General features: G+C 64.0%; 26 protein-coding genes. 14 read left to right on the top strand and 12 right to left on the bottom strand.

The genetic code is table 11. The features are described 5' to 3' along the window. Positions 1 to 3: 3 nt before the first annotated feature. The 4 genes from dprA to E2A64_RS08695 all read right to left on the bottom strand — a co-directional run bounded on the left by dprA (position 4) and on the right by E2A64_RS08695 (position 4,098). On the bottom strand, positions 4 to 1,158 hold the full coding sequence (dprA, locus tag E2A64_RS08680; RefSeq protein ID WP_133283967.1) for a DNA-processing protein DprA: 1,155 nt from the start codon (positions 1,156 to 1,158) through the stop codon (positions 4 to 6). Then, entirely contained in the window at positions 1,158 to 1,814 is a 657-nt protein-coding gene (plsY, locus tag E2A64_RS08685) for a glycerol-3-phosphate 1-O-acyltransferase PlsY (protein WP_244598189.1), read from the bottom strand. Before plsY ends, dprA begins: the two co-directional genes overlap by 1 nt. 71 nt (positions 1,815 to 1,885) lie before the next feature. Beyond that, complete coding sequence (locus E2A64_RS08690) at positions 1,886 to 3,169, bottom strand: dihydroorotase (protein WP_133283969.1); 1,284 nt, start codon at positions 3,167 to 3,169, stop codon at positions 1,886 to 1,888. Beyond that, positions 3,166 to 4,098: an aspartate carbamoyltransferase catalytic subunit gene (locus E2A64_RS08695; protein ID WP_133283970.1), complete on the bottom strand. Its 933-nt coding sequence runs from the start codon at positions 4,096 to 4,098 to the stop codon at positions 3,166 to 3,168. The genes E2A64_RS08690 and E2A64_RS08695 overlap by 4 nt, the downstream gene beginning before the upstream one ends. A gap of 149 nt (positions 4,099 to 4,247) precedes the next feature. Here E2A64_RS08695 and E2A64_RS08700 point away from each other — a divergent pair, with 149 nt between their 5' ends. Beyond that, positions 4,248 to 5,903, top strand: coding sequence for an acyl-CoA dehydrogenase family protein (locus tag E2A64_RS08700; RefSeq protein WP_133283971.1), 1,656 nt, complete (start codon positions 4,248 to 4,250; stop codon positions 5,901 to 5,903). 18 nt (positions 5,904 to 5,921) lie between these two features. On the opposite strand, the gene E2A64_RS08705 is transcribed toward E2A64_RS08700, so the two are convergent. Next, positions 5,922 to 6,851: an AEC family transporter gene (locus E2A64_RS08705; RefSeq protein WP_133283972.1), complete on the bottom strand. Its 930-nt coding sequence runs from the start codon at positions 6,849 to 6,851 to the stop codon at positions 5,922 to 5,924. Between the two features lie 206 nt (positions 6,852 to 7,057). Between E2A64_RS08705 and E2A64_RS08710 the strand changes: the two genes are divergently transcribed. Then, the gene (locus E2A64_RS08710) at positions 7,058 to 7,636 is read left to right on the top strand and encodes a hypothetical protein (protein ID WP_133283973.1); all 579 of its coding nucleotides are present in this window, start codon (positions 7,058 to 7,060) and stop codon (positions 7,634 to 7,636) included. Next, the gene (locus E2A64_RS08715) at positions 7,633 to 7,959 is read left to right on the top strand and encodes a DUF6105 family protein (RefSeq protein WP_244598190.1); all 327 of its coding nucleotides are present in this window, start codon (positions 7,633 to 7,635) and stop codon (positions 7,957 to 7,959) included. The genes E2A64_RS08710 and E2A64_RS08715 overlap by 4 nt, the downstream gene beginning before the upstream one ends. Here the strand turns inward: E2A64_RS08715 and ruvX are convergent. Next, positions 7,939 to 8,415 (bottom strand): Holliday junction resolvase RuvX, encoded by a 477-nt coding sequence (gene ruvX, locus E2A64_RS08720; protein ID WP_133284327.1) that lies wholly within the window; start codon positions 8,413 to 8,415, stop codon positions 7,939 to 7,941. The genes E2A64_RS08715 and ruvX overlap by 21 nt on opposite strands. A gap of 91 nt (positions 8,416 to 8,506) precedes the next feature. Here ruvX and E2A64_RS08725 point away from each other — a divergent pair, with 91 nt between their 5' ends. The 3 genes from E2A64_RS08725 to gatA all read left to right on the top strand — a co-directional run bounded on the left by E2A64_RS08725 (position 8,507) and on the right by gatA (position 11,139). Further along, positions 8,507 to 9,214: a metal-dependent hydrolase gene (locus E2A64_RS08725; protein ID WP_133283974.1), complete on the top strand. Its 708-nt coding sequence runs from the start codon at positions 8,507 to 8,509 to the stop codon at positions 9,212 to 9,214. 106 nt (positions 9,215 to 9,320) lie between these two features. Then, a complete protein-coding gene (gatC, locus tag E2A64_RS08730; RefSeq protein ID WP_133283975.1) occupies positions 9,321 to 9,608 on the top strand; it encodes an Asp-tRNA(Asn)/Glu-tRNA(Gln) amidotransferase subunit GatC in 288 nt (95 codons plus the stop codon). Between the two features lie 49 nt (positions 9,609 to 9,657). Continuing rightward, entirely contained in the window at positions 9,658 to 11,139 is a 1,482-nt protein-coding gene (gatA, locus tag E2A64_RS08735; protein ID WP_133283976.1) for an Asp-tRNA(Asn)/Glu-tRNA(Gln) amidotransferase subunit GatA, read from the top strand. A gap of 107 nt (positions 11,140 to 11,246) precedes the next feature. On the opposite strand, the gene E2A64_RS08740 is transcribed toward gatA, so the two are convergent. Beyond that, positions 11,247 to 11,465, bottom strand: coding sequence for a hypothetical protein (locus E2A64_RS08740; protein ID WP_133283977.1), 219 nt, complete (start codon positions 11,463 to 11,465; stop codon positions 11,247 to 11,249). 151 nt (positions 11,466 to 11,616) lie between these two features. Here E2A64_RS08740 and E2A64_RS08745 point away from each other — a divergent pair, with 151 nt between their 5' ends. The 3 genes from E2A64_RS08745 to E2A64_RS08755 all read left to right on the top strand — a co-directional run bounded on the left by E2A64_RS08745 (position 11,617) and on the right by E2A64_RS08755 (position 14,650). Beyond that, complete coding sequence (locus E2A64_RS08745) at positions 11,617 to 11,892, top strand: hypothetical protein (RefSeq protein WP_133283978.1); 276 nt, start codon at positions 11,617 to 11,619, stop codon at positions 11,890 to 11,892. 127 nt (positions 11,893 to 12,019) lie between these two features. Further along, positions 12,020 to 13,894, top strand: coding sequence for a PAN domain-containing protein (locus tag E2A64_RS08750; RefSeq protein WP_133283979.1), 1,875 nt, complete (start codon positions 12,020 to 12,022; stop codon positions 13,892 to 13,894). 153 nt (positions 13,895 to 14,047) lie between these two features. After that, the gene (locus E2A64_RS08755; RefSeq protein WP_133283980.1) at positions 14,048 to 14,650 is read left to right on the top strand and encodes a GNAT family N-acetyltransferase; all 603 of its coding nucleotides are present in this window, start codon (positions 14,048 to 14,050) and stop codon (positions 14,648 to 14,650) included. 85 nt (positions 14,651 to 14,735) lie between these two features. Here the strand turns inward: E2A64_RS08755 and E2A64_RS08760 are convergent, their stop codons facing one another. Continuing rightward, positions 14,736 to 15,026 (bottom strand): DUF6455 family protein, encoded by a 291-nt coding sequence (locus E2A64_RS08760; protein ID WP_133283981.1) that lies wholly within the window; start codon positions 15,024 to 15,026, stop codon positions 14,736 to 14,738. Between the two features lie 205 nt (positions 15,027 to 15,231). Between E2A64_RS08760 and gatB the strand changes: the two genes are divergently transcribed. From gatB to E2A64_RS08785, 5 genes are all read left to right on the top strand, one after another. Continuing rightward, positions 15,232 to 16,734: an Asp-tRNA(Asn)/Glu-tRNA(Gln) amidotransferase subunit GatB gene (gene gatB / locus E2A64_RS08765; RefSeq protein WP_133283982.1), complete on the top strand. Its 1,503-nt coding sequence runs from the start codon at positions 15,232 to 15,234 to the stop codon at positions 16,732 to 16,734. A 7-nt stretch (positions 16,735 to 16,741) separates the two neighbouring features. Continuing rightward, entirely contained in the window at positions 16,742 to 17,251 is a 510-nt protein-coding gene (locus tag E2A64_RS08770; protein ID WP_133283983.1) for a GNAT family N-acetyltransferase, read from the top strand. 1 nt (position 17,252) lies between these two features. Next, the gene (locus E2A64_RS08775) at positions 17,253 to 17,726 is read left to right on the top strand and encodes a GNAT family N-acetyltransferase (RefSeq protein ID WP_133283984.1); all 474 of its coding nucleotides are present in this window, start codon (positions 17,253 to 17,255) and stop codon (positions 17,724 to 17,726) included. Positions 17,727 to 17,804: 78 nt separating this feature from the next. Then, on the top strand, positions 17,805 to 18,203 hold the full coding sequence (locus E2A64_RS08780; RefSeq protein ID WP_133283985.1) for an NADH:ubiquinone oxidoreductase subunit NDUFA12: 399 nt from the start codon (positions 17,805 to 17,807) through the stop codon (positions 18,201 to 18,203). A 170-nt stretch (positions 18,204 to 18,373) separates the two neighbouring features. After that, positions 18,374 to 18,865 carry a DUF2155 domain-containing protein gene (locus E2A64_RS08785; RefSeq protein WP_133283986.1) on the top strand — a complete coding sequence of 164 codons (492 nt, stop codon included), beginning with the start codon at positions 18,374 to 18,376 and terminating at the stop codon, positions 18,863 to 18,865. Between the two features lie 87 nt (positions 18,866 to 18,952). On the opposite strand, the gene E2A64_RS08790 is transcribed toward E2A64_RS08785, so the two are convergent. The 4 genes from E2A64_RS08790 to accB form a co-directional block, all read right to left on the bottom strand. After that, complete coding sequence (locus E2A64_RS08790) at positions 18,953 to 20,947, bottom strand: OmpA family protein (RefSeq protein ID WP_133283987.1); 1,995 nt, start codon at positions 20,945 to 20,947, stop codon at positions 18,953 to 18,955. Between the two features lie 115 nt (positions 20,948 to 21,062). Further along, positions 21,063 to 21,695 carry a leucyl/phenylalanyl-tRNA--protein transferase gene (gene aat / locus E2A64_RS08795; RefSeq protein ID WP_428977457.1) on the bottom strand — a complete coding sequence of 211 codons (633 nt, stop codon included), beginning with the start codon at positions 21,693 to 21,695 and terminating at the stop codon, positions 21,063 to 21,065. 9 nt (positions 21,696 to 21,704) lie between these two features. Next, entirely contained in the window at positions 21,705 to 23,054 is a 1,350-nt protein-coding gene (accC, locus tag E2A64_RS08800; RefSeq protein ID WP_133283989.1) for an acetyl-CoA carboxylase biotin carboxylase subunit, read from the bottom strand. A gap of 4 nt (positions 23,055 to 23,058) precedes the next feature. Beyond that, complete coding sequence (gene accB / locus E2A64_RS08805) at positions 23,059 to 23,517, bottom strand: acetyl-CoA carboxylase biotin carboxyl carrier protein (RefSeq protein ID WP_133283990.1); 459 nt, start codon at positions 23,515 to 23,517, stop codon at positions 23,059 to 23,061. Positions 23,518 to 23,632 lie beyond the last annotated feature (115 nt).

Consider the following 23,632-nt stretch of genomic DNA (forward strand, 5'->3'; position numbering starts at 1 on the left):
GCTTCAGCCGTCTTCCGGGAAATCGATGGAGACCATGCCGCCGGGATGCCGGTGGAGACGTCCGGCAAGGTCGAGTTCCAGCAATATGTAATGAATGGTCTGCGCCGGCAGTTCTGTATGCCGGATGATGTCGTCGACATCGACGGGCGAGGGGCCGAGCGCGTCGACCACCCGGGCACGGTCGTTCTCCGCGGGCGCGCTCCATGCGGCGCGGCCCTCGTCGTCGGGCTCCTCGATGATGGGGGTAGCATCCGGTTCGATCCGGGAGATCGGAGAAAGCGCTTCCAGAACATCCGCGGCGCCCGTGGTGAGGATCGCGCCCTCGCGGATGAGCATGTTGGTGCCGCCGGCACGCGGATCGAGCGGCGAACCGGGCACCGCGAAGACAAGCCGGCCGAAATTGTTGGCGCGCCGCGCGGTGATCAGCGAGCCGGAGCGAAGCGCGGCCTCGACGACGATCACGCCGAGTGCGATGCCGGCGATCAGCCTGTTGCGGCGGGGGAAATCGCGGGCGCGGGGCTCCCAGCCCATCGGCATTTCGGAGATGGCGAGCCCCGCGCCTTCGCGGATCCGCCGGTAGAGTTCGAGGTTCTCGGGCGGATAGGGCTGGTCGAGCCCGCCGGCGAGCGCGGCGATGGTGCCGCTTTCGAGACTGGCCTGATGGGCCGCCGCATCGATGCCGCGGGCCAGCCCCGAGACGATGGAATAACCGGCAGCACCCACTTCGCGCGCGATGCGACCGGCGAATTTCATGCCCGAGATCGAGGCGTTGCGCGAACCGACCATGCCGACGGATGGTTTCGCCGTGATCGAGAGATCGCCGGTTGCGGCAAGAAGCGGCGGTGCGCCGTCGATGCGTCGAAGAGCCGAGGGATATTCCGGCTCGCCGATGCCGATGAAGACCGCGCCGAAGGTTTCGGCGGTCTCAATTTCGCGCTCGGCTTCTGCCTGTGTTGCGATCCGGATATCGGCGCGCGCGCCGCCCCGGCGCGACAATTCCGGCAGATGCTCGATGGCGCGTTCCGCGGAGCCGAAATGATTGATCAGGTCGCGGAAGGTGGCGGGCCCGACATTGTCGGACCGGATCAGGCGAAGCCAAGCGAGACGCTGGCGCTCGGTCAACCGCACTCCGCGGCGTCCGTCGCCGGCATCCGCCATCAGATGCCGTCCCCGCCCGGTGCCACGGCCGCGTCGTCCCGGGCCTTGCCCTTGTCACCGATGCGGCTTTCGGTGCCCGAGAGCAGCCGCTGGATATTCGCGTGGTGCTTGAGGATGGTGATGACGGACATGGCGGTGAACAGCGCCGCGACCTCATTGAGGCCGGCGATCCAGAGCGCTGCGGGTACCGCGACTGCCGCGGTCAGCGCCGCAAGCGACGAATAGCGGAAGATCCTGGCCATGCCGAGCCAGACGGCGGCGAAGACCAGCACGAAGAGCGGTGCCGCGGCGAGCAGCACGCCCAGATAGGTCGCCACGCCCTTGCCGCCCTTGAACTTGAGCCAGACCGGGAAGAGATGGCCCAGAAACGCGCCGAACCCCGCGACCAGCGAGGCTTCCAGTCCGAACAGCCAGTAGATGGCGAGCACGGGGACAGTGCCCTTGAGCGCATCGCAGAGCAGCACGCCCGCCGCGAGCTTCTTGTTGCCCGTGCGCAGGACGTTCGTCGCGCCGATATTGCCGGAGCCGATCTTGCGGACGTCACCGAGGCCGGCGAGCCTTGTCAGGATCAGTCCGAACGGGATCGAACCGGACAGATAGCCGACGATAAGCGCGACGGTCGTGTAGGGATCGGACCAGTTGACGAAATCTGACAAGCGAAACTCCTCTTCCATGACGGAACGACAGCGTCGGACCGGTCAAGGTTCTCCAATTCGCGAGGGCCCCCTCAGGCGCGATAGACAGTCGCACCCGCAACCAGCGTTTGCAATACTTTTCCGCTGAAACGGGCGTCCTCGAAGGCGGTGTTCTTCGACCGCGAGACGATGTCGTCCTTTGACAGGACCCAGGGGTAATCCGGATCGACGATGGCGATGTCGGCCCGCGATCCGGGCGCCAGCGTTCCGCCGGGAAGCCCGAAGACCTTGGCCGGCCGGCAGGACATGGCATCGATGAGGCGAGCGAGCGGAACGTCACCCGAATGATGCAGGCGCAGGGCTGCGGCAAGCAGCGTCTCGAGCCCGATCGCGCCGTTCTCCGCATCCGCGAAGGGCAGGCGCTTGGTGTCGACGTCCTGCGGATCGTGTGCGGACGAGATGATGTCGATGGTACCGTCGGCGACCGCGGCCACCATGGCGACGCGATCGTCCTCGGTGCGCAGCGGCGGGGAAAGCCGGAAGAAGGTCCGGTATTCGCCGATATCGGTCTCGTTGAGCGTAAGGTGGTTGATCGACATTCCGGCGGTGACGGCATGGCCGGCAGCCTTGGCGGCGCGGATCGCATCAGCGGATTGAGGCACCGAGAGCTTGAGCGCGTGGTAGCGCGCGCCGGTAAGCGCGGCCAGCCGCAGGTCGCGTTCGAGCGGAATGATCTCGGCCTCGCGCGGAATGCCCGGAAGCCCCAGCCAGCTGGCAAACAGCCCCTCGTTCATCACCCCGCCGCCGGAGAGATAGGCGTCCTGGGTGGCGCAGGCGATCACGGCTCCGAAATCGCGGGCATAGGTCATCGCGCGACGCATGACGAGCGTGTTCTTGACGGTCTTGCGACCGTTGGTCAGCACCTTGGCCCCGGCATCGAGCAGCAGGCCGAATTCGGTCATCTGCTCGCCGTCGAGACCCTTGGTGAGCGCCGCCGCCGGATAGATCGACACGATGGCCTCGTCGCGGGCCGCGCGCTGCACGAAGTCGACCAGTGCGACGTCGTCGATGACCGGGCTGGTGTCGGGCATCATGATGAGGCCGGTCACGCCGCCCGCAGCGGCGGCCTTGCTGGCCGAAGCGATGGTCTCGCGGTGTTCGCCGCCGGGTTCGCCGATATGGACGCAGGTGTCGATGAGGCCCGGAATGACGAGTTGTCCCTGCACGTCCTGGATATCGCCTTCGGAGGGCAGGGCGTTGGCCGCGGTCGCGCCGATGGCTGCGATCTTGCCGTCCTCGATGATGACGGCGCCGGTCTCGTCCATGTTCTGCGAGGGGTCGACGATGCGGGCATTGGTGAGAATGGTGCGGGTCATGACTGGTTGGCCCCCGAAAGCATGAGGGTTTCCATCACCGCCATGCGGACGGCCACACCCATTTCGACCTGGGATTCGATCACGCTCTGCGGACCGTCGGCGATGTCGGAAGCGATCTCGACGCCGCGGTTCATCGGGCCGGGATGCATGACGAGCGCGTCAGGCTTGGCGCGCGAAAGCTTTTGCTGGTCGAGGCCGAAGTAGCGGAAATATTCGCGCACGGATGGCACGAAGGCGCCGTCCATGCGCTCACGCTGAAGTCGCAGCATCATGACCACATCGGCGTCCTCGAGCGCCTCTTCCATGTTGTGGAAGACTTCGACGCCCATCTGCGCGATGCCGCTCGGCAGCAGCGTGGAGGGTGCGGCGACCCGGACGCGCGCGCCCATCGCGTTCAGGAGCAGGATGTTGGAGCGGGCCACGCGCGAATGCAGGACGTCGCCGCAGATGGTCACGGTCAGCCCGCCGATCCGACCCTTGTTGCGCCGGATGGTGAGCGCATCGAGCAGCGCCTGCGTGGGATGTTCATGCGCGCCGTCGCCGGCATTGACGACGGCACAGCCGACTTTCTGGGAGAGAAGCGCTACGGCTCCGGCGGACGAGTGCCGCACGATGAGGATGTCGGGCCGCATGGCGTTCAGCGTCATCGCCGTGTCGACCAGCGTTTCGCCCTTCTTCACGCTCGAATTGGCGACCGACATGTTCATCACGTCGGCGCCCAGGCGCTTGCCGGCCAGCTCGAAGGACGCCTGGGTTCGCGTCGAAGCTTCGAAGAAGAGATTGATCTGGGTGCGTCCGCGCAATGTCGAGGTTTTCTTGTCCTCGCGGCGGGAAATCTGGACGGCCTCGTCGGCGCGGTCGAGAAGGTAGTAGATATCGTGCTCGGAGAGAGACTTGATACCCAGAAGATGTCTGTGGGGAAAGGCCATGGCTTTTCTATCGGGCTCCCGAATTTCGAGGTCTATAGAAATGATTGCCGGGCAGGGCAAGCGCGCGCGCATCGCAATTTGCAATTCTCCCCACACTATTGCGGCGAAGCGCCGTGCATGGCCCCGCGAATCCATATAGGAGGAGTGCCATGAGCGCGCAGAAATCCGGTCGACCGGCAGTCGACGAAAACAACCAGCCCCCAGCCCTGGCGGGTCATAACGCATACCTGGCCGATCCGCTGTTGAAGGACATCGCGGATTCGCTTCCGCGTGCGCTTCACGCGGAGTTCGAGGCGACGGGAAAATTCACCGCTTCCGCCGAGGCCCAGGACCTTGCGCGTATCGCCAACAAGTCGACGCCGGAGCTGCGGACCCATAGTCCCTCCGGTCAGCGGATCGATCTCGTCGAGTATCACCCCGCCTATCACGCGCTGATGCGCCGCGCCGTTTCCATCGGTCTGCAGGGCTCGCCGTGGGAAGGTCTTCCCGATGAAAAGGGCGTTGCCCACCAGGCGCGTGCCGTCCGCTTCTATCTGACGGCGGGTCTGGAGAGCGGCCATCTCTGCCCGATCACCATGACCAACGCTTCGATCGCGCCGATCATGGCCGCGCCGCGGATCGAGCGGACCTGGGCGCCGAAGATCGTGGCGCGCAAATATGATTCGAGCCAGAAGCCGGCCATGCAGAAGGCCGGCATCACGCTTGGCATGGGCATGACGGAGAAGCAGGGCGGCACCGACGTGCGCACCAACCGTTCGTCCGCGCAGAAGGTGGGCGAGGGGATCTATCGGCTGGAAGGCCACAAGTGGTTTCTCTCGGCACCGATGTCGGACGCCTTCATCATGCTCGCCAAGACACGCGGCGACGCAGTCAGCTGCTTCCTGGTACCCCGCATCCTCGAAGACGGCACCCTCAACGGGCTGCGCATCCAGCGTCTCAAGGACAAGCTGGGCAATCGCTCGAATGCCTCCAGCGAGGTCGAGTTTTCCGAAACCTTCGGCTTCCTTCTCGGCGAGGAAGGGCAGGGCATCCGCACCATTCTCGACATGGTGACGCTGACACGGCTCGATTGCGCGCTCTCGTCAGCCGGGATGATGCGCGCGAGCCTGGCGGAAGCCGTCCATCACTGCCGTTATCGTTCGGTCTTCGGTGACAAGCTCATCGATCAGCCGCTGATGACGCGGGTGCTCGGCGATCTGGCGCTCGATGTCGCCGGTGCCACCGCATTGTCGATCCGTCTGGCGCGGGCTTTCGACCGCGCCCATTCCGATCCCGCCGAGGCGGCCTATGCGCGCCTCATGACGCCGGTCGTCAAATACTGGGTCTGCAAGATCGCGCCTTCGGTCATCTACGAGGCGATGGAATGCCTGGGCGGCAACGGCTACATCGAGGAGCGCGCGCTGGCGCGGCACTATCGCGAGGCGCCTGTCAACGCGATCTGGGAAGGCTCGGGCAACGTTATGGCGCTCGATGTCCTGCGCGTCCTTTCGCGCGGCCCCGAACTCTTCGAGGCGGTTCTGGCCGGTCTCGTCAAGGATCTGGGATCCGCCGGCGGACGGACCGCCGATGTTCTCAAAGCCTGCATGGCCGTCTGTCAGACCGACCAGGCCGGAGGACGGATGCTGACGGAACAGCTCGCGCTTGCCGCCGCCGGTGCCGAGCTGACCCGCATCGGCGCAGGCCAGATCGCCGAGGCATTCGTCGAGACCCGCCTCGGCGGCGCCTGGCGCTCGACCTACGGCATGGTGGATGCCCGCTTCGATGCGCGCCGCATCGTCGACGTCCTTTATCCGCCGGTCTTCTGAACCGGCTTCAGGCGCAATTCAGGACACCATCTCCGCGACCGCCAGGACAGCGGGGATGGTGAAGAACGAGGCCGCCGTCTGAATGGTGGCCACGGCTGCATAGATGTGGGCGTCGCCGCCCATCTGGCGCGCGAGCAGAAAGCCGTTCATCGCGGTCGGCACCGCGCCGCAGATCGCCAATAGCACGACAACATCGCCTTTCAGGCCGAAGAGAAGCGCGAGCCCGGTCATGAGCGCGGGCATCAGCAGGAGCTTGAGGGCGGAGGCCAGCAGCACCACCTTTTCAGGCTTGAGTGCGTCGTGGATCCGCAGGCCGGCACCCACCATCAACAGGCCGAGACCGAGGGCCGAGCGGGCCAGAAGGTCGATCGCCTGTTCGAGCGGCGCATAAATGCCGAACGGAAGCAAGTGCATCAGAAGGCCGGCCGCGCAGGACAGGATCAGCGGATTGGTTGCGGTCTTCTTCACGAATGACGCGAAACTCCGGTTGCCGCCACCCACCCATAAAAGCATGCCCACATTGACCAGATTGATCGGCACGATGTTGACCGCCATGACGAGGGCGACGACGGCGATCCCCTGCTGGCCGAGATAGCGTTCGGCGATCGCCATGGCGACGAAGGCATTCCAGCGCGACGCGGTCTGGAAGATCGACGTGTAGCTGGCCGGGGTGACGCCACGAGCGATCATGAACGGATAGATGACCGCCAGGAGCGCGAACATGATGAAGATCGAAAGGAGCGCGGACAGCCCGACCGCACCGATCTGCATGTCGGAAAAATCCGCATTCGCCAGCGTCAGGAACAGGAGCGCCGGGAATACGACGTAGAAGCCGAAGGTCTCCAGCCCGGGCCAGAGGCCGTCATTGAGGAATGGCATCCTCTTGAGCGCAATGCCCAGCAGAACGAGCAGGAAGATCGGCAGGATGCTTTCGACGATGAGGAGCACGGCAATTGTCCGGGAGAGGTCTGAGGGCAGGGCATGTTCCGCTGCTCATAGACCATCCTCGCGCAGGTGGGAAATGTGGCAATCCGGGAAAGCCACAGCCTGCCTCTGTGGATGACGGCAAAGGCGTTAACCTTAATGAATAGTTTACATTGCGACTCGCCCGCTCCCTCCTCAGACTGCAGCTACTGATTCACGGAAAGCCAACGATGAACATTTCCCGCCTCAATGCTGCCGTTACCAGCCTCGTTCTCCTGATCGCGACGACCATGCTGGCGCTTCTGAGCGTGAACGGCCCGCGCGGCGGGCTGGAAATGGGCGGGCTCGTCTTCTTTGCCGATTCCCAGCTGACGGGCGATTTCGCCCGCGCTCTGGTCGGCATCGGAGTGGGGGACCGCGTCGTCACATGGTTCTTCGCCGCCGTCGCCGCTTTCGACATGGCCGCCGCAGGCACGATTGTCTTTGCATCTCTCTTCTGGCTCATGGGTGGGGAGGAAGAGAGGGAGGAGGCCGCCAGGCTGGCGGAAGGTGCCGCGCTTCTGTGCCTTCTCTCCGCGGGCGTCATCCTGGTGCCCGGACTGGCCGCGGGTACGGTGGGCGGTTACGTCTTTCTCCACCTGTTCGCGATCCTCGGTCTGCGCTATCTTGCGCATATGTTCGAGCAGGTGGTCGCATTCGAGAAGCAGGAGCCTGAAGCTTTGCCGCGCGATCGCTTCGAAGAAGTCGAGCGCAGGCTGTTTTCAACCGCCAATCTGATCAATCTCGCGGAAAGGAGGCCGAGGGCATGAAGTGGCTCCTCGTCTTCTGGGCCGTGCCCGTCACCTTTCTGGGCGGATGGTACACGCTTTCCTTCTACGACATGAATTTCGGCCTGCAGTTCCTGACGCGCGACATGCATGACGTCGTCTTCATGGTCTATGGCAATATCCTCGGCGTCGATCCCGCGATCGTGCCGGGCATGGTCTTCAAGGCCATTCTCGTCGATACCGCGATCGTGTTCTTGCTGGTCTTCGCGCGCTACAAGGGGCTCACGCTGACGTCCTGGGTCAAGCGTCTTTTCAGCAAGGGGCGCCAGCGCGACACCTCGGGTTCAGCTGCCGCGCCGGAGTGAGGTCAGCCTGTCGAGCGCGCCCTGCAGGATGAAGGCCGCCGCCGCCGAATCGATTCTCTCAGCCCGCTTCTTTCTCGACACATCCATGTCGATCAGCGCGCGCTCGGCTGCGACGGTGGACAGCCGCTCGTCCCAAAACACGAAGGGGAGGTCGGTCTTCTGCGCCATGTTGCGCACGAAGGCGCGTGTGGCCTGCGCGCGCGGGCCTTCGCTGCCGTCCATGTTGACCGGCAGGCCGATGACGATGCCGCCCACAGAATCCTTCTGGAGTTGGGCAAGAAGCGCCTCCGCGTCGATGGTGAACTTCTTCCGCTTTATCACCTGACGCGGTGTCGCAAGCGCCCAGGAGAGGTCCGACACCGCAACCCCGATCGTCGCGGTGCCGAGATCGAGGCCGGCGAGGGGACGTCCGGTGGGGGCTGTGGAAACGAGGTCTTCGAGCGAGATCGCGGACATGGCCGGTGGAAATCCGTTATGGTGACTTTCAATGCAGCCTCTGGCTTCTATTTGAATTGGCGCCAACGCCCAAGCCTCAAAGGAGACATTCATGAAAATCACCTGGCTCGGCCACTCCGCCTTCCGGATCGAGACCGCCAAATCGACCATCCTCATCGACCCTTTCCTGACCGGTAGCCCCAGTTTTCAGGGGCTGGATCTGAAGGATGCCACCAGGGGCGTGACCCATATTCTCCTCACCCACGGCCATGGCGATCATGTCGGCGATACGGCCGATATCGCGAAGGAGACCGGCGCGACGGTGCTCGCCAACGCCGATCTGGCCGGCTTCCTGTCGACCAATCGCGGCGTCGAGAGGATCGAGCAGGGCAATACCGGCGGCACGGTCTCATTCGACGATTTCTCGGCGACATTCGTCGATGCCAAGCATTCCTCGGCGACGATCACCGAAGACGGTGTTTCCCACGCGCTGGGGAACGCCAACGGGCTGGTGCTGCACTTCTCGGAGGAGCCGACGCTCTTGCACATGGGCGACACCGACATCTTCTCGGACATGGCGCTGATCAACGAGCTTCACCGCCCCGATATCGGCATCGTGCCGATCGGCGACCGCTTCACGATGGGCGGCGCAATCGCGGCTCTCGCCTGTCGCCGGTTCTTCTCCTTCTCATCGATTTTCCCCTGCCATTACGGCACGTTCCCGATCATCGACCAGACCCCGGACGCCTTCCTCGAGGCCATGGAAGGCGACCGCGGCATCGTCGCGATCCCCGAACCGGGTGAACTGCGCGACGTCTGACTCAACCGTCAGGCTGAACACCGCTCATGGCGCGGCCTTGCCCTTCAAGGCCGCGCTTGCTATTGCCGGGCCAACCAGTCTCGAACCAACCGTTCCAGGTGCATTCATGTCCGTTGACCAGACCACCGTCAAACGTGTGGCAAAGCTCGCACGCATCGCCGTTTCCGATGAGGACGCCGTCCGCATGGAAAGCGAACTCAATGCCATTCTCGGCTTCGTCGAACAGCTTTCGGAAGTCGATGTCTCCGGCGTCGAGCCGATGACCTCGGTCATGCCGATGGAGATGAAGAAGCGTCACGACGTCGTCAATGACGGCGGCAAGGCCGACGACATCGTCGCCAATGCGCCCGAGACCACCGACAATTACTTCCTCGTCCCGAAGGTGGTCGAGTAGCAACTCATCGCGCTCGCCATTCAGGATTTTACGAAAAGAAGCTCACGCAATGACCGATCTTACAAGCCTCACGATCGCCCAGGCCCGCGCGGAACTCGACAAGGGCAGCTTCACCAGCGTCGAACTGACGAAGGCCTATCTCGGTGCGATCGAGGCGGCCAATCCGGCAATCAATGCCTATGTGACCGTGACGCCGGAAAAGGCGATCGAGATGGCTGAAGTGGCCGATACCCGCATCGCCAGCGGTGCGGCCGGTCCGCTGGAAGGCATTCCGCTCGGCATCAAGGACCTGTTTGCGACCAAGGGCGTTCACACGCAGGCCTGCAGCCACATCCTCGACGGTTTCAAGCCGGAATATGAATCCACCGTCACGGCCAATCTCTGGCGCGATGGCGCGGTCATGCTCGGCAAGCTGAACATGGACGAGTTCGCGATGGGCTCCTCCAACGAGACCTCCTACTACGGCGCGGTGAAGAACCCGTGGCGGCAGGACGGATCCGACATGGATCTCGTCCCGGGTGGCTCCTCGGGTGGCTCCGCTGCCGCAGTCGCGGCCAACCTCTGCGCCGCGGCGACCGCGACGGATACGGGCGGCTCGATCCGCCAGCCCGCGGGCCTGACCGGTACCGTCGGCATCAAGCCCACCTATGGCCGTTGCTCGCGCTGGGGAACGGTGGCTTTCGCCTCCTCGCTCGACCAGGCCGGCCCGATTGCGCGCGATGTCCGCGATGCCGCCATCATGCTGCGCTCGATGGCTTCGGTCGACGAGAAGGACACCACTTCCGTCGATATCGCCGTTCCGGACTACGAAGCCGCCATCGGCCAGTCGGTGAAGGGCCTCAAGATCGGCATTCCGAAGGAGTACCGCGTCGAGGGCATGGCCGAGGAGGTCGATCAGGCCTGGACGAACGGCATCGCATGGCTGCGCGATGCGGGTGCCGAGATCGTAGATATCGAACTGCCGCACACCCGATACGCGCTTCCGGCCTACTACATCGTCGCGCCCGCCGAGGCGTCGTCGAACCTGGCGCGTTACGACGGCGTCCGCTACGGCCTTCGCGTGCCCGGCAAGGACATCGTTGACATGTACGAAAAGACCCGCGCAGCCGGTTTCGGTCGCGAGGTCCAGCGCCGCATCATGATCGGCACCTACGTGCTGTCCGCGGGCTACTATGATGCCTATTACCTGCGCGCCCAGAAGGTCCGCACGCTGATCAAGCGCGATTTCGAAAACGCCTTCAATGCCGGCGTCGATGCGATCCTGACGCCGGCAACGCCATCCTCGGCCTTCGGCATCGGCGATCAGGAGATGGCCTCCGATCCCGTCAAGATGTACATGCAGGACATCTTCACCGTGACCGTCAACATGGCCGGTCTGCCGGGCATTTCGGTGCCGGCCGGTCTCGACCACAAGGGCCTGCCGCTCGGCCTCCAGCTCATCGGCAAGCCCTTCGACGAGGAAACGCTCTTCCGCGCCGGCCATGTGATCGAGCAGGCCGCCGGCAGCTTCACGCCGAAGCGTTGGTGGTAAGCGCCGGCAGGCGCCGGTTCGCTCTAGCGTCGATGAAATGAAAAACCGCCCGGCGGGAGGACTGCCGGGCGGTTTTTTGTGGACTTCCGTCGATGCCTGTCAGGTGGTTAGCTGTCGCGCATCGATTTTCGCAGCCGCAGTTCCGGCGCCAGGTTCCACGCGATGAAGGGCGTGACCACGAGGCTCGTCAGGATGACGGCGGGAATGAGGATCGTCGCGTGGGCGCTCAGCGCCGGAATCGACAGCACGGCGATGGTGCCGAGGCCGAACAGGACCGCGTTGATCATCAGCGACAGCGTACCGGCCATGTAGGTCCGTGTTTTCATGTTTATTCTCCTGTCTGTCACCACTTGAAAGCCTAACGCCCGCGCACCAGCCTGGTTCCCTGTTTCAGGGAACTGTTCCGTGCGGCCGGCGGCGGCGGACTTGCGGCACGGCGGAGGGCGCCTAGATGATGGGCCGGGAGGAGACCTCGCCATGGCTCAAGACGACCTTCATGCCCTCGTGACGCTGCTCGATCGTGTCGCGAAGGCCGGTTTTCACACCGACCGGGACTGGGCGGCCGCCCACAATCTCTGCCAGGCCCGAGAGGGGCAGGCGCCCTTCGACTGGGCGCACGCCATATGCCACCGCATCGAGGGCGATGACGGAAATGCCGCCTACTGGTATCGCCGCGCCGGCCGGACACCTGCGGGCGGCACTCTGGCGGACGAATGGCGCGCGGCACGCGAGGTGATGCTGGCGACGCCCTGAGCGAAGGCGCGGCGGGCGTAAGGAAAAGCGCCGCTGTTTGCTGTGCGCTATCGCACAGACTGCCATGCACGATCGGCTCTATGCCTGAGATTTCCTGCGATGGGGCAGGAGCGAAAGGCAGGAGATCATGATCAGGACGCTTATAGTCTCATTGGCGGCGCTTTGCGCGGCCCTACTGTTTATGCCGCAAGCCGCGCGGGCCAATGCCAGGGCCGTCATCGTTCTCGATGCATCGGGCTCGATGTGGGGCCAGATCGACGGCAGGACCAAGATCGAGATCGCGCGCGAGACGCTCGCCAACGTGCTGGAGACCCTGCCTGCCGATCTCGACCTCGGCCTTGTCGCCTACGGTCACCGCGAAAAGGGCAATTGCTCCGACATCGAGGAGATCGTCGCGCCCGGTCCCGACAGCCGCCGGTCGATCCGCGAAGCGGTCGGCCGGATCAATCCGAAGGGCAAGACGCCGATCGCGGATTCGGTCAAGGCGGCCGCGCAAGCGCTGCGCTTTACCGAGGAGAAGGCGACGGTCATCGTGATCACCGACGGTATCGAGACCTGCAGCGCCGATCCTTGCGCTTTGGCGACGGAACTCGACAGGATGGGGGTGGACTTTACCGCGCATGTGATCGGGTTCGGCCTGACCGAGGATGAGGGCCGGCAGGTGGCCTGTCTGGCCGAGAACACCGGCGGCAGATATCTTCAGGCCCGGAACGCCGACGAACTTTCCGGCGCGCTCGTCGAAACCGTGGCTGCCGCCCCGGAACCCGCTGTCACTCTCGATGAGGGGATGGAAGGCGGGATCGACCGTCCCGGCTCCGACCTGGATTCCCTCGATCTCGCCGAGCCCGATCCGGCGCTCTGCCGGACGGCCTGCCTCGACAATGCGCAATGCGTGGCCTGGACCTTCGTCAAGCCTGGCATCCAGGCCGATAACGCCCGTTGCTGGCTCAAGCGGCCGGCACCGGAGAAGGTCGAGAATAATTGCTGCGTCTCGGGTGTGATGAGCGAGCGGCTGGCGATGATCGACAACGTCAAGATCCGCGTATTGCTGGCAGAAGGCGCCGCGGATTACGATCTGAACGGTCGCTGGGATGTCTTCGCCATCGAGGACGGAGCACCCGCCTCCAGTTCGATCGAGGGCGGCTATGGCACCGAGGTCACCACGACGCTCGCGCCCGGCCGCTATCGGCTCACTTACAGCAAGGACATGGTCAGCAAGGATATCGAGCTGGACGTGAAACCCGGCGAAAGGATTGATCGCGACCTGGTGCTCGATGCGGGTGTCGTCACGGTGCGGGTCCTGCCCGATGACGGCGCGGAAACCGATCCGTCGGGGCGGTTCGACCTCGAAAACAAGAACGCTCGTGACGGCGGCTATGGCGAAGGCACGAAGATCGTCCCTGCCGGCGAGGTGAGGATATCCGCGAGCCTCGGCAAAGCCGAGATCGAAGAGACTTTTGCCCTCGAGCCCGGCGAAACCGTGCGGAAGGACATGGTGCTGGGCATTGGCATCCTGAAGATCGATGCCGTCTATGCCGAAGGCGGTCCTCAGGCGGATGCGAGTGGCCTGCGCGTCGACGTGATGTCGGCCAAAAAGTCGCTCGACGGCAAGCGCAGGCACATTGATGGCGGCTACGGGCCGGGCAACCGGTTCAAACTGCCGCCGGGCGACTACATGGTTACCGCCAGCCTCGGCAATGCCGCCGTGGAACAGGCCGTCACGGTCACCCGCGGCGAGATGACGGAAGCCGTCGCCAACCTCGATGCCGGCGTGCTCTTCGTCACCGCTCCCGGGGCCTACCGGATCGACATTTTCGAGGCGAAGGCCGATCTCGAAGGCAAGCGCAGGCAGATCGACGGCGCCTATGGCGAGGAGTTCCAGACGGTACTGCATCCCGGCGACTATATCGCCGTCGCCACGATGGGCGATTCCCAGGGCCTGAAAAGGGAAAGGCCGGCGACGGTGGCTGCCGCCGAGCGCGAGGAGGTGACGATCGACTGAGGCGGCTCGGCGACCTCGACGGACGCAGGCTTGCGGCGCGGGCGATTTTCCCGGACACTCGGAAAAATTGCCCGTGCTTTTTATCGATTCCACGGTCTGGACCGTTTCGCCATCAGCCCCGAACGGACAGCCTTGGCGGGCAGCTGAGCTCACTTGCGCAAGTCGATCCTGCCGATACCGGCACGATCGAACTCGCCGGATCTGGGGATCGCGATGCTGACCATTCGTCCGGCAAGTTCGTCCGATGCGAACCGACTGGCCGAGATCGGCCTGGCGGCCTGGGAACTGGCGGTCGGCGACTGGGGCGAGAACCCGGAGACGCTCAGGGAGAACGCCTGGGCGGCCTACGCCTATTTCTGTGCCGAGCACTGGATGGACATCCTCGTCGGCGAATGGGATGGCGAGATTGCCGGCTGGGGTGCCAGCGAGAACGCCGACGATCTGATCACCGATCTATGGGTCCTGCCGGATTTTCAGAACAGGGGAATCGGCACCCATCTTCTCGCCAGGCTGGAACAATCGGTTGCCGCGCGCGGCTATCATCACGCGCGGATCGATACGCATGCCCGCAACGCCCGCGCCATCCGGCTCTTCAAGGAGCTCGGCTATTATGTCCACGCCTACGCGGTCGCCTATGCGCCGGTCCTCGACCGCGATGTCGACAAGGTGGAGATGGTCAAGACCTTCGATCAGCATGACGAGCTCGATGAGAGCCTTTCCGCCGATGACGGGCTTTACGGCGTGACGGGACGATAGCGCGGGGGAAAGGAAAATGGCCCGGGAGACTGTCGCCTCCGGGCCATGAAGTCGGGCAGGCTTGGGTCCTGCCTTTTGGGAGAGATCACGAAGAAGAGGAAACCCGTGTGTCGGCTTCCGTCTCCGCAATGATGCGCTCGAAGAACTCACGGTTGCGGCAATAGCCAGGCGGATGACGCGGACTGTTTTCGCGGGCGAGCCATTCCTGGCATGCATCGGGCTGTTCGCAGTTCAGACACCGGTGCGCCGCGTTCCCCATCACCTGCGCCGTGTCGCGCAGGTGACGGATCTGTCCGCTCAAACCGAGCTTGCGGATCATCGCTTCCATGAGATCGGCCCGCCAGGTCATACGCTGGAAGATGTCCGGTATGCGCATCGGGGCCTCCTTCAAAGTGATCGGGATGTTTCTAGTCCCGCCACAGGCCGGTGGCCTTGATCTCGATCAAGGGGGCAAATTCGGCGGTATGAAGGGCGTTTTTGCCGGTCGGAAGGCACCGGAAGGGCGCCCGACCCTTGCAGTCGGGACGGGATTGCTCTACCCGGATTTTCACGCCCATCCGAGCGCAGGAAGACCCGATACAATGACCATTGTGGATACCCGCACCCCCGAAGCCAAACGTTTCATCCCCGGCGCCACCGGCGACTGGGAAGTGATCATCGGACTGGAAGTCCATGCCCAGGTGACGAGCAATTCGAAGCTCTTCTCCGGCGCCTCGACCTCCTTCGGCTCGGCGCCCAATTCCAATGTGAGCCTCGTCGATGCCGCCATGCCCGGCATGCTGCCCGTGATCAACGAGGAATGCGTCAAGCAGGCCGTGCGCACCGGTCTCGGCCTGAAGGCTCAGATCAACAATCGCTCGGTCTTCGACCGCAAGAACTATTTCTATCCGGACCTGCCGCAGGGCTACCAGATTTCCCAGTTCAAGGACCCGATCGTCGGCGAAGGCAAGATCATGATCTCTGTCGGCCCGGACCGTCAGGGCAATTTCGAGGATATCGAGATCGGCATCGAGCGCCTGCACCTCGAGCAGGACGCAGGCAAGTCGATGCACGACCAGCATCCGACGATGTCCTATGTGGATCTCAACCGGTCCGGCGTGGCGCTGATGGAAATCGTCTCCAAGCCCGATATCCGCTCGTCCGACGAGGCCAAGGCCTACATCACCAAGCTGCGCTCGATCCTGCGTTATCTGGGTACCTGCGACGGCAACATGGACGAAGGCTCGATGCGCGCCGACGTCAACGTCTCCGTGCGCAAGCCGGGCGGCGAATTCGGCACCCGCTGCGAGATCAAGAACGTCAACTCGATCCGCTTCATGGGCCAGGCCATCGAATACGAGGCCCGTCGGCAGATCGCCATCCTCGAGGACGGCGGCGAGATCGATCAGGAAACGCGGCTCTTCGATCCCAACAAGGGCGAAACCCGTTCGATGCGCTCGAAGGAAGACGCGCATGATTACCGCTATTTCCCCGATCCCGACCTGCTGCCGCTCGAATTCGATGACGCCTTCGTCGCCGAACTGGCAAAGAACCTGCCGGAACTGCCGGACGAAAAGCGCGAGCGTTTCGTCAGGGACATGGGGCTGACCGTCTACGACGCATCGATCCTCGTCTCGGAAGCGGCGATCGCCGATTATTTCGAGAAGGTGGCCGCGGGCCGCGACGGCAAGGCCGCCGCCAACTGGGTGATCAACGATCTTCTGGGCGCCTTGAATAAATCCGGCAAGGGCATTGAAGATACTCCGGTTTCGCCCGATCAACTCGGCGGAATTCTTGATCTGATCAAGGAAGGCGTCATCTCCGGCAAGATCGCCAAGGACCTCTTCGAGATCGTCTGGAACGAGGGCGGCGACCCGGCGAAGATCGTCGAGGATCGCGGCATGAAGCAGGTCACCGATACCGGCGCCATCGAGAAGGCCGTCGACGAGGTGATCGCGGCCAATCCCGACCAGGTCGAAAAGGCCAGGGCCAAGCCGAACCTCGCCGGCTGGTTCGTCGGTCAGGTCATGAAGGCCACCGGCGGCAAGGCCAACCCCCAGGCCGTGCAGGCGCTCGTCAAGCAGAAGCTCGGTATCGAGGAGTAACACGCCGATGTATTTCGTCCGCTCAGCTTCCGCTCGGGATCTCGAGGCAATTGCCTCGCTGCTCGCGGAGGTCTGGCGGGCGACCTACACGCCCATTCACGGCGAGGACAAGACCGAATCGCTGATCGCCGACTGGCATTCGCCCGAAGCGATCAGGGCCAACATGGCCCGTCCCGACGGTGAATATCTCGTGGCAGACGATGGCGAACATCTCGGCGGCATGGCCTTTGCCACGCCGAGCGGCGAGGGCGACATCAAGAGCGTGAAACTGCATCAACTCTACGTTCTGCCCTCCTGTCAGCGTCAGGGTGTCGGTCGTGATCTCTTCGCCGAGATCGAAACCTGCTTCCCGGACGCCAAGCGACTGATCCTCGAGGTCGATGAGAAGAACGCACAGGCCATCGCATTCTACGAGGGCGTCGGCATGAGCGAGGCCGGCCGGACGGCCGATTGCGGTCGCGATGGATCGGCCATTCCGGCCATCATCATGGAAAAGCCGCTTCCTCCCGGGGCCTGACATGCTGCAAGTCTCCTCCGATGTCGTGATCCGGCAGGCGCGCCGCGACGATGTGGCGGCGATCGCCGCGATGTTTGCAGCCGACGCGCTCGGCGGCCACGGCGATACGGCGGACGCCGAAGCCCTGCCGTCCTATCTCGCGGCCTTCGACTGGATCGAGAAGAGCCCGGGTGATCGCCTCTGGGTCGCCGAGAAGGATGGCGAGGTGGTGGGGACCTATCAGAGCACCTTCACCCGCACGCTGACGGGCAGGGGATCGTCCAGTCTCACGATCGGCGCCGTCCACACGCGGCACGACCTGCGCGGGGCGGGAATCGGCAGCCGGATGATCGAGCACGCGATCGCCGAGGGGCGGGGGCTTGGCGTGCGCCTCGTGCAGCTCATGTCCAATGATGTCAGAACCGACGCGCACCGCTTCTACGAGCGGCTGGGCTTCGTCAAATCCCACGCGGGTTTCAAGATGAAATTGCGCTGAGACCGGCCCGAACACTGGACAAGCACGGCCCGCCACGCCATAAGCGGGGAAACGCAGCCAACGGACGCGGAAGTTTCCATGAAGTTCTTTTTCCAGCAGCTCCTGACCTGGTGGAACGGTACCACCCCCGGCACCCGGTTCTATCTCTGGCGCTTCTACAAGCGCGTCGGCGAGGACGAGTTCGGCAACGTCTATTTCGAAGGCCAGAAGGACTCCGAGGGCCGTACGCGGCGCTGGGTGCGCTATGCCGGCTATTCGGATCCGACGACCATCCCGCCGGGCTGGCACGGCTGGATGCACCACCGCGTGAGTGTTCCGCCGGCCAACGAGAACTACGATGCCCGCGAGTGGGAAAAGCCGCACCAGAAGAACCTGACCGGTTCGCCGCTCGCCTACCGTCCGAAGGGCTCGATCCTCAAGTCCGGCCACCGTCCGCGGGTGACCGGTGACTACGACGCCTGGACGCCGAAATCCTGATTTTCTCGCCGGAGCCCGTTTCAGGGCACCGGATGGCCACAATTGGGTGGTCTTAGGATGCGAACCCCGTGGGGCTGGTAGTGCCACTTCTTGCGGGAATCGGATATGGCTTTGGGTGCGCCGCCACCATTTCGGCGGTCACTCAGGGTGAGGGACGGATTTTCCAGTCAATGACGTTCGCTTTCAAAACAAGAACAATCGCCATCGCGGCACTGGCCTCGGTGGCATTGTGGCCGGTCGTGGCCGATGCCGCGCGGATCGAGAATCCGGTTGCCGAATTCTCCGGCATCGACAAGATCACCGGCCGCATCACGACCTTCGACGTCTATATCAACGAGACGGTGCAGTTCGGTGCCCTGCAGGTCACTCCGCGCGTCTGCTACAGCCGTGACGAGACCGAGACGCCCAAGACCGACACTTTCGTCGAGGTCGACGAGATCACGCTCGACCGCAAGATCCGCCGTATCTTTACCGGCTGGATGTTTGCCGATTCTCCCGGCCTCAACGCGGTCGATCATCCGGTCTATGACGTGTGGCTGAAAAACTGCAAGCAGACCTCCGACGTGCCGCCGCCCGATAACCTGCCGACCTCTTCCACAGCGGGCGAACCGCCGCAGGAGGGCGAGGCTCCGTCGCAGGGCGATGTCGCTCCCGCACAGTGACGCCGGCCAGGCAAGAGATCCAAGAAAAATCCCCGTAACACGATCGTGCTACGGGGATTTTTCGTTTCAGGCCTTGTGCCGTCGCCCTTACTGGGCGGAGGCGACCGGCGAGACCAGCGGCGTGATGCGCCTGATGGTCACGCGGCGGTTGAGGCGTTCGGGCGCCTCGGTGCGGACCTTGAGGTAACGCTCGCCGTAACCCTGGGTCGCCAGGTTTTCAGGCGGGATGCCATAGACCGAGGAAAGGGCATTGGCCACCGTCTCGGCGCGTTCGTCCGACAGGATCAGGTTGGATTCATCCGAACCCACGGCATCCGTGTGGCCTTCGATCAGGAAGGTTTCGCCCGGATTGTTCTCCAGGATGCGGGACATGGCGTCGGCCACGCCGCCGAGATCGTCGACCTGGTCGCGCGGGATATTGGCGCTGCCGGTCTCGAAGGTCAGCGTATCCATGTCGATGCGGCGGACCTTGTCACGGATTCGGGCCGAGTACTTCACCTCGTCGACGGAATAGATGCGCTCGACGCGTTCGACGGGCGGTTCGTCGAGGAAGTCGTAATAGTCACCCTCGTCGGCAACGGTTGCATCGAGCACGTACTGGCTGATCGGGATGTTGATGCGCAGCGGCGGCAGATCCCGGCCCGGATCGCGCCACGGACGACGACGGTCGGCGCGTTCGTTTTCGGGGACGTAGGCGAGCAGGATCTCGCGACCGTCAGGCATGATCTTCGAACGCTGAATGATCTCGCCATAGCGGTTGCGTATGGTCACGACCTGAACGCCGTTCCGGCGGGTGATGACCTCGCGGGTGCGGCCACGCGGCAGTTCGTCATAATAGACGTCGCCGCGTCCACGCAGGCGCTGGTCGTCGTCACCCCGCACGATGATCTGATTGTTGAACTGGATGATGAAACGGTTGTTCACCTCCTTCACGACCTGGCCGTCTTCGGTATCCGGACGATGGCGCGGCCGCGACTGCAGGCGCTGTCCTTCTTCCTGAAGCGCGTTGGGAGCCACGATCGGTTCGGCTGCAAGCGTCGCCTGAGCCTCGGCATCCGACGTCGGGGCCGGTGCGGGTTCGGCAGTCGCCTGGGCTTCCGCAGGGGCCTGTTCGCCCTCTGAAGGCTGTTCGGCGGTCTGCGAGCCGTCTTCCGGCGCAGCAGGCGTTTCCTTGGCGCTGTCGAGGACCGGTGCGCCACCTTCGACGGGCAGGGTTGCCTCCGGCGTCACTTCCTCATTGCTCTGAGCGGTGGCCTCGGCGGCTGCCTCTGCGGAGGCGTCCTGTTCGGCTTCACTCTTCTGCTCGGCAGGAGCGGCCTGCGTCTCTTCGGCCGGTGCCGCCTCGGTGCTGCCGGGAGCAGCGTTTGCCGGCTCCTCGGTAGCGGCAGGTTCGGTCGTCGTCTCCTCGCCTGTGGCCGGCTGCTCGGCAGCAGGCTCTTCGGCGGGAGCTTCTCCGGCTTCAGGAGCCGCTTCTTCTGCCGGAGCGGCAGCTTCCGGGGCTTCCTCTGCGGGCGCTTCGGCAGCGGGCTCTTCGGCTTCAGGGGCGGCTTCCGGCTGCGGAGCGGGCTCTTCTGCGGCCGGCGCCTCGGCTGCTGGTTCTTCGGCTGCTGCGGGGGCCTCCTCGGCAGCGGGTGCTTCGGCGGCAGGCGCAGGCTCTTCTGCCGGCGCTGCCTCGGGTTCGGGCTGGGGCGCGGGCTCTTCGGCTGCGGGCGCTTCCTCGGCGGGTGCCGCCTGCGCCTCAGGCCCGGCCGCGGGTTCCTCGGCGACCGGCTGCTCCGGCTCCGGCGCGGATGCCTGCGCTTCCGCGGCGACGGCAGCGTCGAGTTCGGCCTGCGCGGCAGCGACGTTAGCCTTTGCGGCCTCGACGTCACCGCCATTGGCCTGTGCCTCGGTCAGCTGGGCCATCGCCTGGTCGAGCTGGGCACGCGCGTCGGAGACGCTCATCTGAACCTTGATCAGGGGCAGTGACTGCGGGGCGGCGCCCCCGTCTGCGGCGGGGCGCACCGTCAGCGCGGCGGCCGGAACCGCGCCAAGCGTGAACGCCAGCGCGGTTGAAGCCAGAAAGCGGCGGTTGATCAGCATATTGGGTATCTCCCTAGTTGTCGTTGAATGCACAACGCGAGGGAGAGACATATGTTCCTGTCACAATATGTTTTGAGGGGTAATTATTCTCTGCGGTCGCCAGGGGCGGGTCCAGCTAGTCAAACGCGATGTCCGGGCCTTCAAGTGCATCCGCAAGCAGCACCTCATAGTCGTCACGCGGCACGTCGATGGCCCCGAATGTTTTCAGGTGCTCGGTCGTGAACTGGGTGTCGAGAAGGCGGAAGCCGCGTTGGTTGAGCCGCTCGACCAGATGCACGAGGCAGATCTTGGAGGAATCGGTGGCGCGTGAAAACATGCTTTCGCCGAAGAAGGCCGCCCTGAGCGACACGCCGTACAGACCGCCGACAAGTTCGTCACCCCGCCACGCTTCCACCGAGTGGGCATGGCCGAGCCGGTGCAGGCTCGTATAGAGCATGAAGATCGTTTCGTTGATCCAGGTGGAACGCCGTCCAGGACCGGACGCCGCGCAGCCCCGCATCACCGCCTCGAATGCGGTATTGAAGCGGATGTCGTAGGGCGCATGCCGGATCGTACGCTTCAAACGTTTGGAAACGTGGAAGGCATCGAGCGGTATGACGCCGCGAATTTCCGGCTCGACCCAGAATATGTCGGGGTCTTCCGCGCTTTCGGCCATGGGAAAGAGGCCGGCCGCATAGGCCCGCAGGAGAATATCCGGTGTCAGTTGTCCTGCAGGCAAAGCGGGATCTCCCGTTTTGTCCGGCCGCACTTCCGGCTGTCAGTCAGTGTCCTTGCGGGCCAGGAACTTTTCGAGCCAGTGAATGTCATAATCGCCATTAGCGATGTCCGGATTGGCCAGAAGATCCCTGAAAAGCGGAATGGTGGTGTTGATGCCGTCCACGACGAATTCGTCGAGCGAGCGGCGCAGCCGCATCATGCACTCCACACGGTTCCGCCCGTGCACGATCAGCTTTCCGATAAGGCTGTCGTAATAGGGCGGGATCTTGTAGCCCTGATAGACGCCGGAATCGACGCGCACGCCCAGACCGCCCGGCGGGTGGTAATGGGTGATCGTGCCGGGCGAGGGCACGAAGGTGCGCGGGTCTTCCGCGTTGATGCGGCACTCGATGGCATGACCCGAGAAGCGGATATCCTTCTGCGTCACCGAAAGACCGCCACCGGACGCCACACGGATCTGTTCGTGCACGAGGTCGATACCGGTAATGGCTTCCGTCACCGGGTGCTCGACCTGAAGGCGCGTGTTCATCTCGATGAAATAGAACTCGCCATTCTCGTAGAGGAACTCGACCGTGCCGGCGCCGCGATATTTCATCTTGCGCATGGCTGCCGCGCAGATCTCGCCGATCTCGCTGCGCTGGGCCGAATTCAGCGACGGCGAGTTCGCCTCTTCCCAGACCTTCTGGTGACGGCGCTGCAGCGAGCAGTCGCGTTCGCCCAGATGGACCGCATTGCCTTCACCGTCACCCATCACCTGGATTTCGATGTGACGCGGCTTGGCGAGATATTTCTCGATGTAGACCGCTTCGTTGCCGAAGGCGGCGCCTGCTTCCGAACGGGCGGTCGCAAGCGCGATCGACAGTTCGTCGGCATTGTGGGCCACCTTCATGCCGCGGCCGCCGCCGCCGGCGGTCGCCTTGATGATCACCGGATAACCGATTTCGTCGGCAACCTTCTTGGCTTCCTCGTCGGTGGTGATCTCGCCTTCGGAGCCCGGAACAACGGGGATACCGAGCTGTTCCGCGGTCTTCTTGGCGGTGATCTTGTCGCCCATCAGCCGGATATGTTCGGCGGTGGGGCCGATGAAGGTCAGGCCGTGCGCTTCCAGGATGTCGGCGAACTTGGCGTTCTCCGACAGGAAGCCGTAACCGGGGTGAACCGCATCCGCACCGGTGATCTCGCAGGCAGCGACGATCTGGTGGATGTTGAGATAGCTTTCGCGGGAGGGCGGCGGGCCGATGCACACGCTCTCATCGGCCAGACGCACATGCATGGCATCCTGGTCAGCGGAGGAATGGACGGCAACCGTCTGGATGCCAAGTTCCTTGCAGGCGCGCAGTACGCGCAGTGCAATTTCGCCGCGATTGGCGATGAGGATTTTGGAGAACATCGGATTACTCGATCATCACCAGGGGTTCGCCATATTCGACCGGCTGGCCGTCGGCCACCAGAATCTCGACAATCTTGCCGGAGCGCGGCGAGGGGATCTGGTTCATGGTCTTCATGGCTTCAATGATGAGAAGCGTCTGGCCTTCGGTAACGGACTGGCCGACCTCGATGAAGGCACGGGCGCCGGGCGACGGCGACATATAGGCGGTTCCGACCATCGGCGAGGGAACGGCATTGCCGGACGACGCGGGCTTGGCTGCCGGCTCTGCCGCGGCTGCGGCGACGGGTGCCGGAGCAGGCGCGGGAGCAGCATAGGCCTGCGGTGCGACGGGCGTGCCGTTGCGCGACACGCGGATGCGCAGATCGTCCTGTTCGACCTCGATTTCGGTCAGATCGGTTTCGTTGAGGATGGTGGCCAGATCTCGGATCAGCGCCTGGTCCACGGCCGGTTTCTTCGTCGACATCGGGTGTTGCCTTCTCGTTGGCCTCGCGGCGGTTCGGTGCCGGGGCGTTTGTACTGATCGGGACGCATCGCCTTCATGCAAGCTTTAAGCCGATCAGGCAAGGAACCTGTTCCCG

The organism is Pseudohoeflea suaedae (genome assembly GCF_004354915.1).
Classification (GTDB): Bacteria; Pseudomonadota; Alphaproteobacteria; order Rhizobiales; family Rhizobiaceae; genus Pseudohoeflea; species Pseudohoeflea suaedae.

Coding starts and splice junctions, on each gene's coding strand:
- dprA (WP_133283967.1), bottom strand. CDS start 1,158: ATGGCGGATGCCGGCGACGGACGCCGCGGAGTGCGGTTGACCGAGCGC.
- E2A64_RS08690 (WP_133283969.1), bottom strand. CDS start 3,169: ATGACCCGCACCATTCTCACCAATGCCCGCATCGTCGACCCCTCGCAG.
- E2A64_RS08695 (WP_133283970.1), bottom strand. CDS start 4,098: ATGGCCTTTCCCCACAGACATCTTCTGGGTATCAAGTCTCTCTCCGAG.
- E2A64_RS08700 (WP_133283971.1), top strand. CDS start 4,248: ATGAGCGCGCAGAAATCCGGTCGACCGGCAGTCGACGAAAACAACCAG.
- E2A64_RS08710 (WP_133283973.1), top strand. CDS start 7,058: ATGAACATTTCCCGCCTCAATGCTGCCGTTACCAGCCTCGTTCTCCTG.
- E2A64_RS08715 (WP_244598190.1), top strand. CDS start 7,633: ATGAAGTGGCTCCTCGTCTTCTGGGCCGTGCCCGTCACCTTTCTGGGC.
- ruvX (WP_133284327.1), bottom strand. CDS start 8,415: ATGTCCGCGATCTCGCTCGAAGACCTCGTTTCCACAGCCCCCACCGGA.
- E2A64_RS08725 (WP_133283974.1), top strand. CDS start 8,507: ATGAAAATCACCTGGCTCGGCCACTCCGCCTTCCGGATCGAGACCGCC.
- gatC (WP_133283975.1), top strand. CDS start 9,321: ATGTCCGTTGACCAGACCACCGTCAAACGTGTGGCAAAGCTCGCACGC.
- gatA (WP_133283976.1), top strand. CDS start 9,658: ATGACCGATCTTACAAGCCTCACGATCGCCCAGGCCCGCGCGGAACTC.
- E2A64_RS08740 (WP_133283977.1), bottom strand. CDS start 11,465: ATGAAAACACGGACCTACATGGCCGGTACGCTGTCGCTGATGATCAAC.
- E2A64_RS08745 (WP_133283978.1), top strand. CDS start 11,617: ATGGCTCAAGACGACCTTCATGCCCTCGTGACGCTGCTCGATCGTGTC.
- E2A64_RS08750 (WP_133283979.1), top strand. CDS start 12,020: ATGATCAGGACGCTTATAGTCTCATTGGCGGCGCTTTGCGCGGCCCTA.
- E2A64_RS08760 (WP_133283981.1), bottom strand. CDS start 15,026: ATGCGCATACCGGACATCTTCCAGCGTATGACCTGGCGGGCCGATCTC.
- gatB (WP_133283982.1), top strand. CDS start 15,232: ATGACCATTGTGGATACCCGCACCCCCGAAGCCAAACGTTTCATCCCC.
- E2A64_RS08770 (WP_133283983.1), top strand. CDS start 16,742: ATGTATTTCGTCCGCTCAGCTTCCGCTCGGGATCTCGAGGCAATTGCC.
- E2A64_RS08775 (WP_133283984.1), top strand. CDS start 17,253: ATGCTGCAAGTCTCCTCCGATGTCGTGATCCGGCAGGCGCGCCGCGAC.
- E2A64_RS08780 (WP_133283985.1), top strand. CDS start 17,805: ATGAAGTTCTTTTTCCAGCAGCTCCTGACCTGGTGGAACGGTACCACC.
- E2A64_RS08785 (WP_133283986.1), top strand. CDS start 18,374: ATGACGTTCGCTTTCAAAACAAGAACAATCGCCATCGCGGCACTGGCC.
- E2A64_RS08790 (WP_133283987.1), bottom strand. CDS start 20,947: ATGCTGATCAACCGCCGCTTTCTGGCTTCAACCGCGCTGGCGTTCACG.
- accC (WP_133283989.1), bottom strand. CDS start 23,054: ATGTTCTCCAAAATCCTCATCGCCAATCGCGGCGAAATTGCACTGCGC.
- accB (WP_133283990.1), bottom strand. CDS start 23,517: ATGTCGACGAAGAAACCGGCCGTGGACCAGGCGCTGATCCGAGATCTG.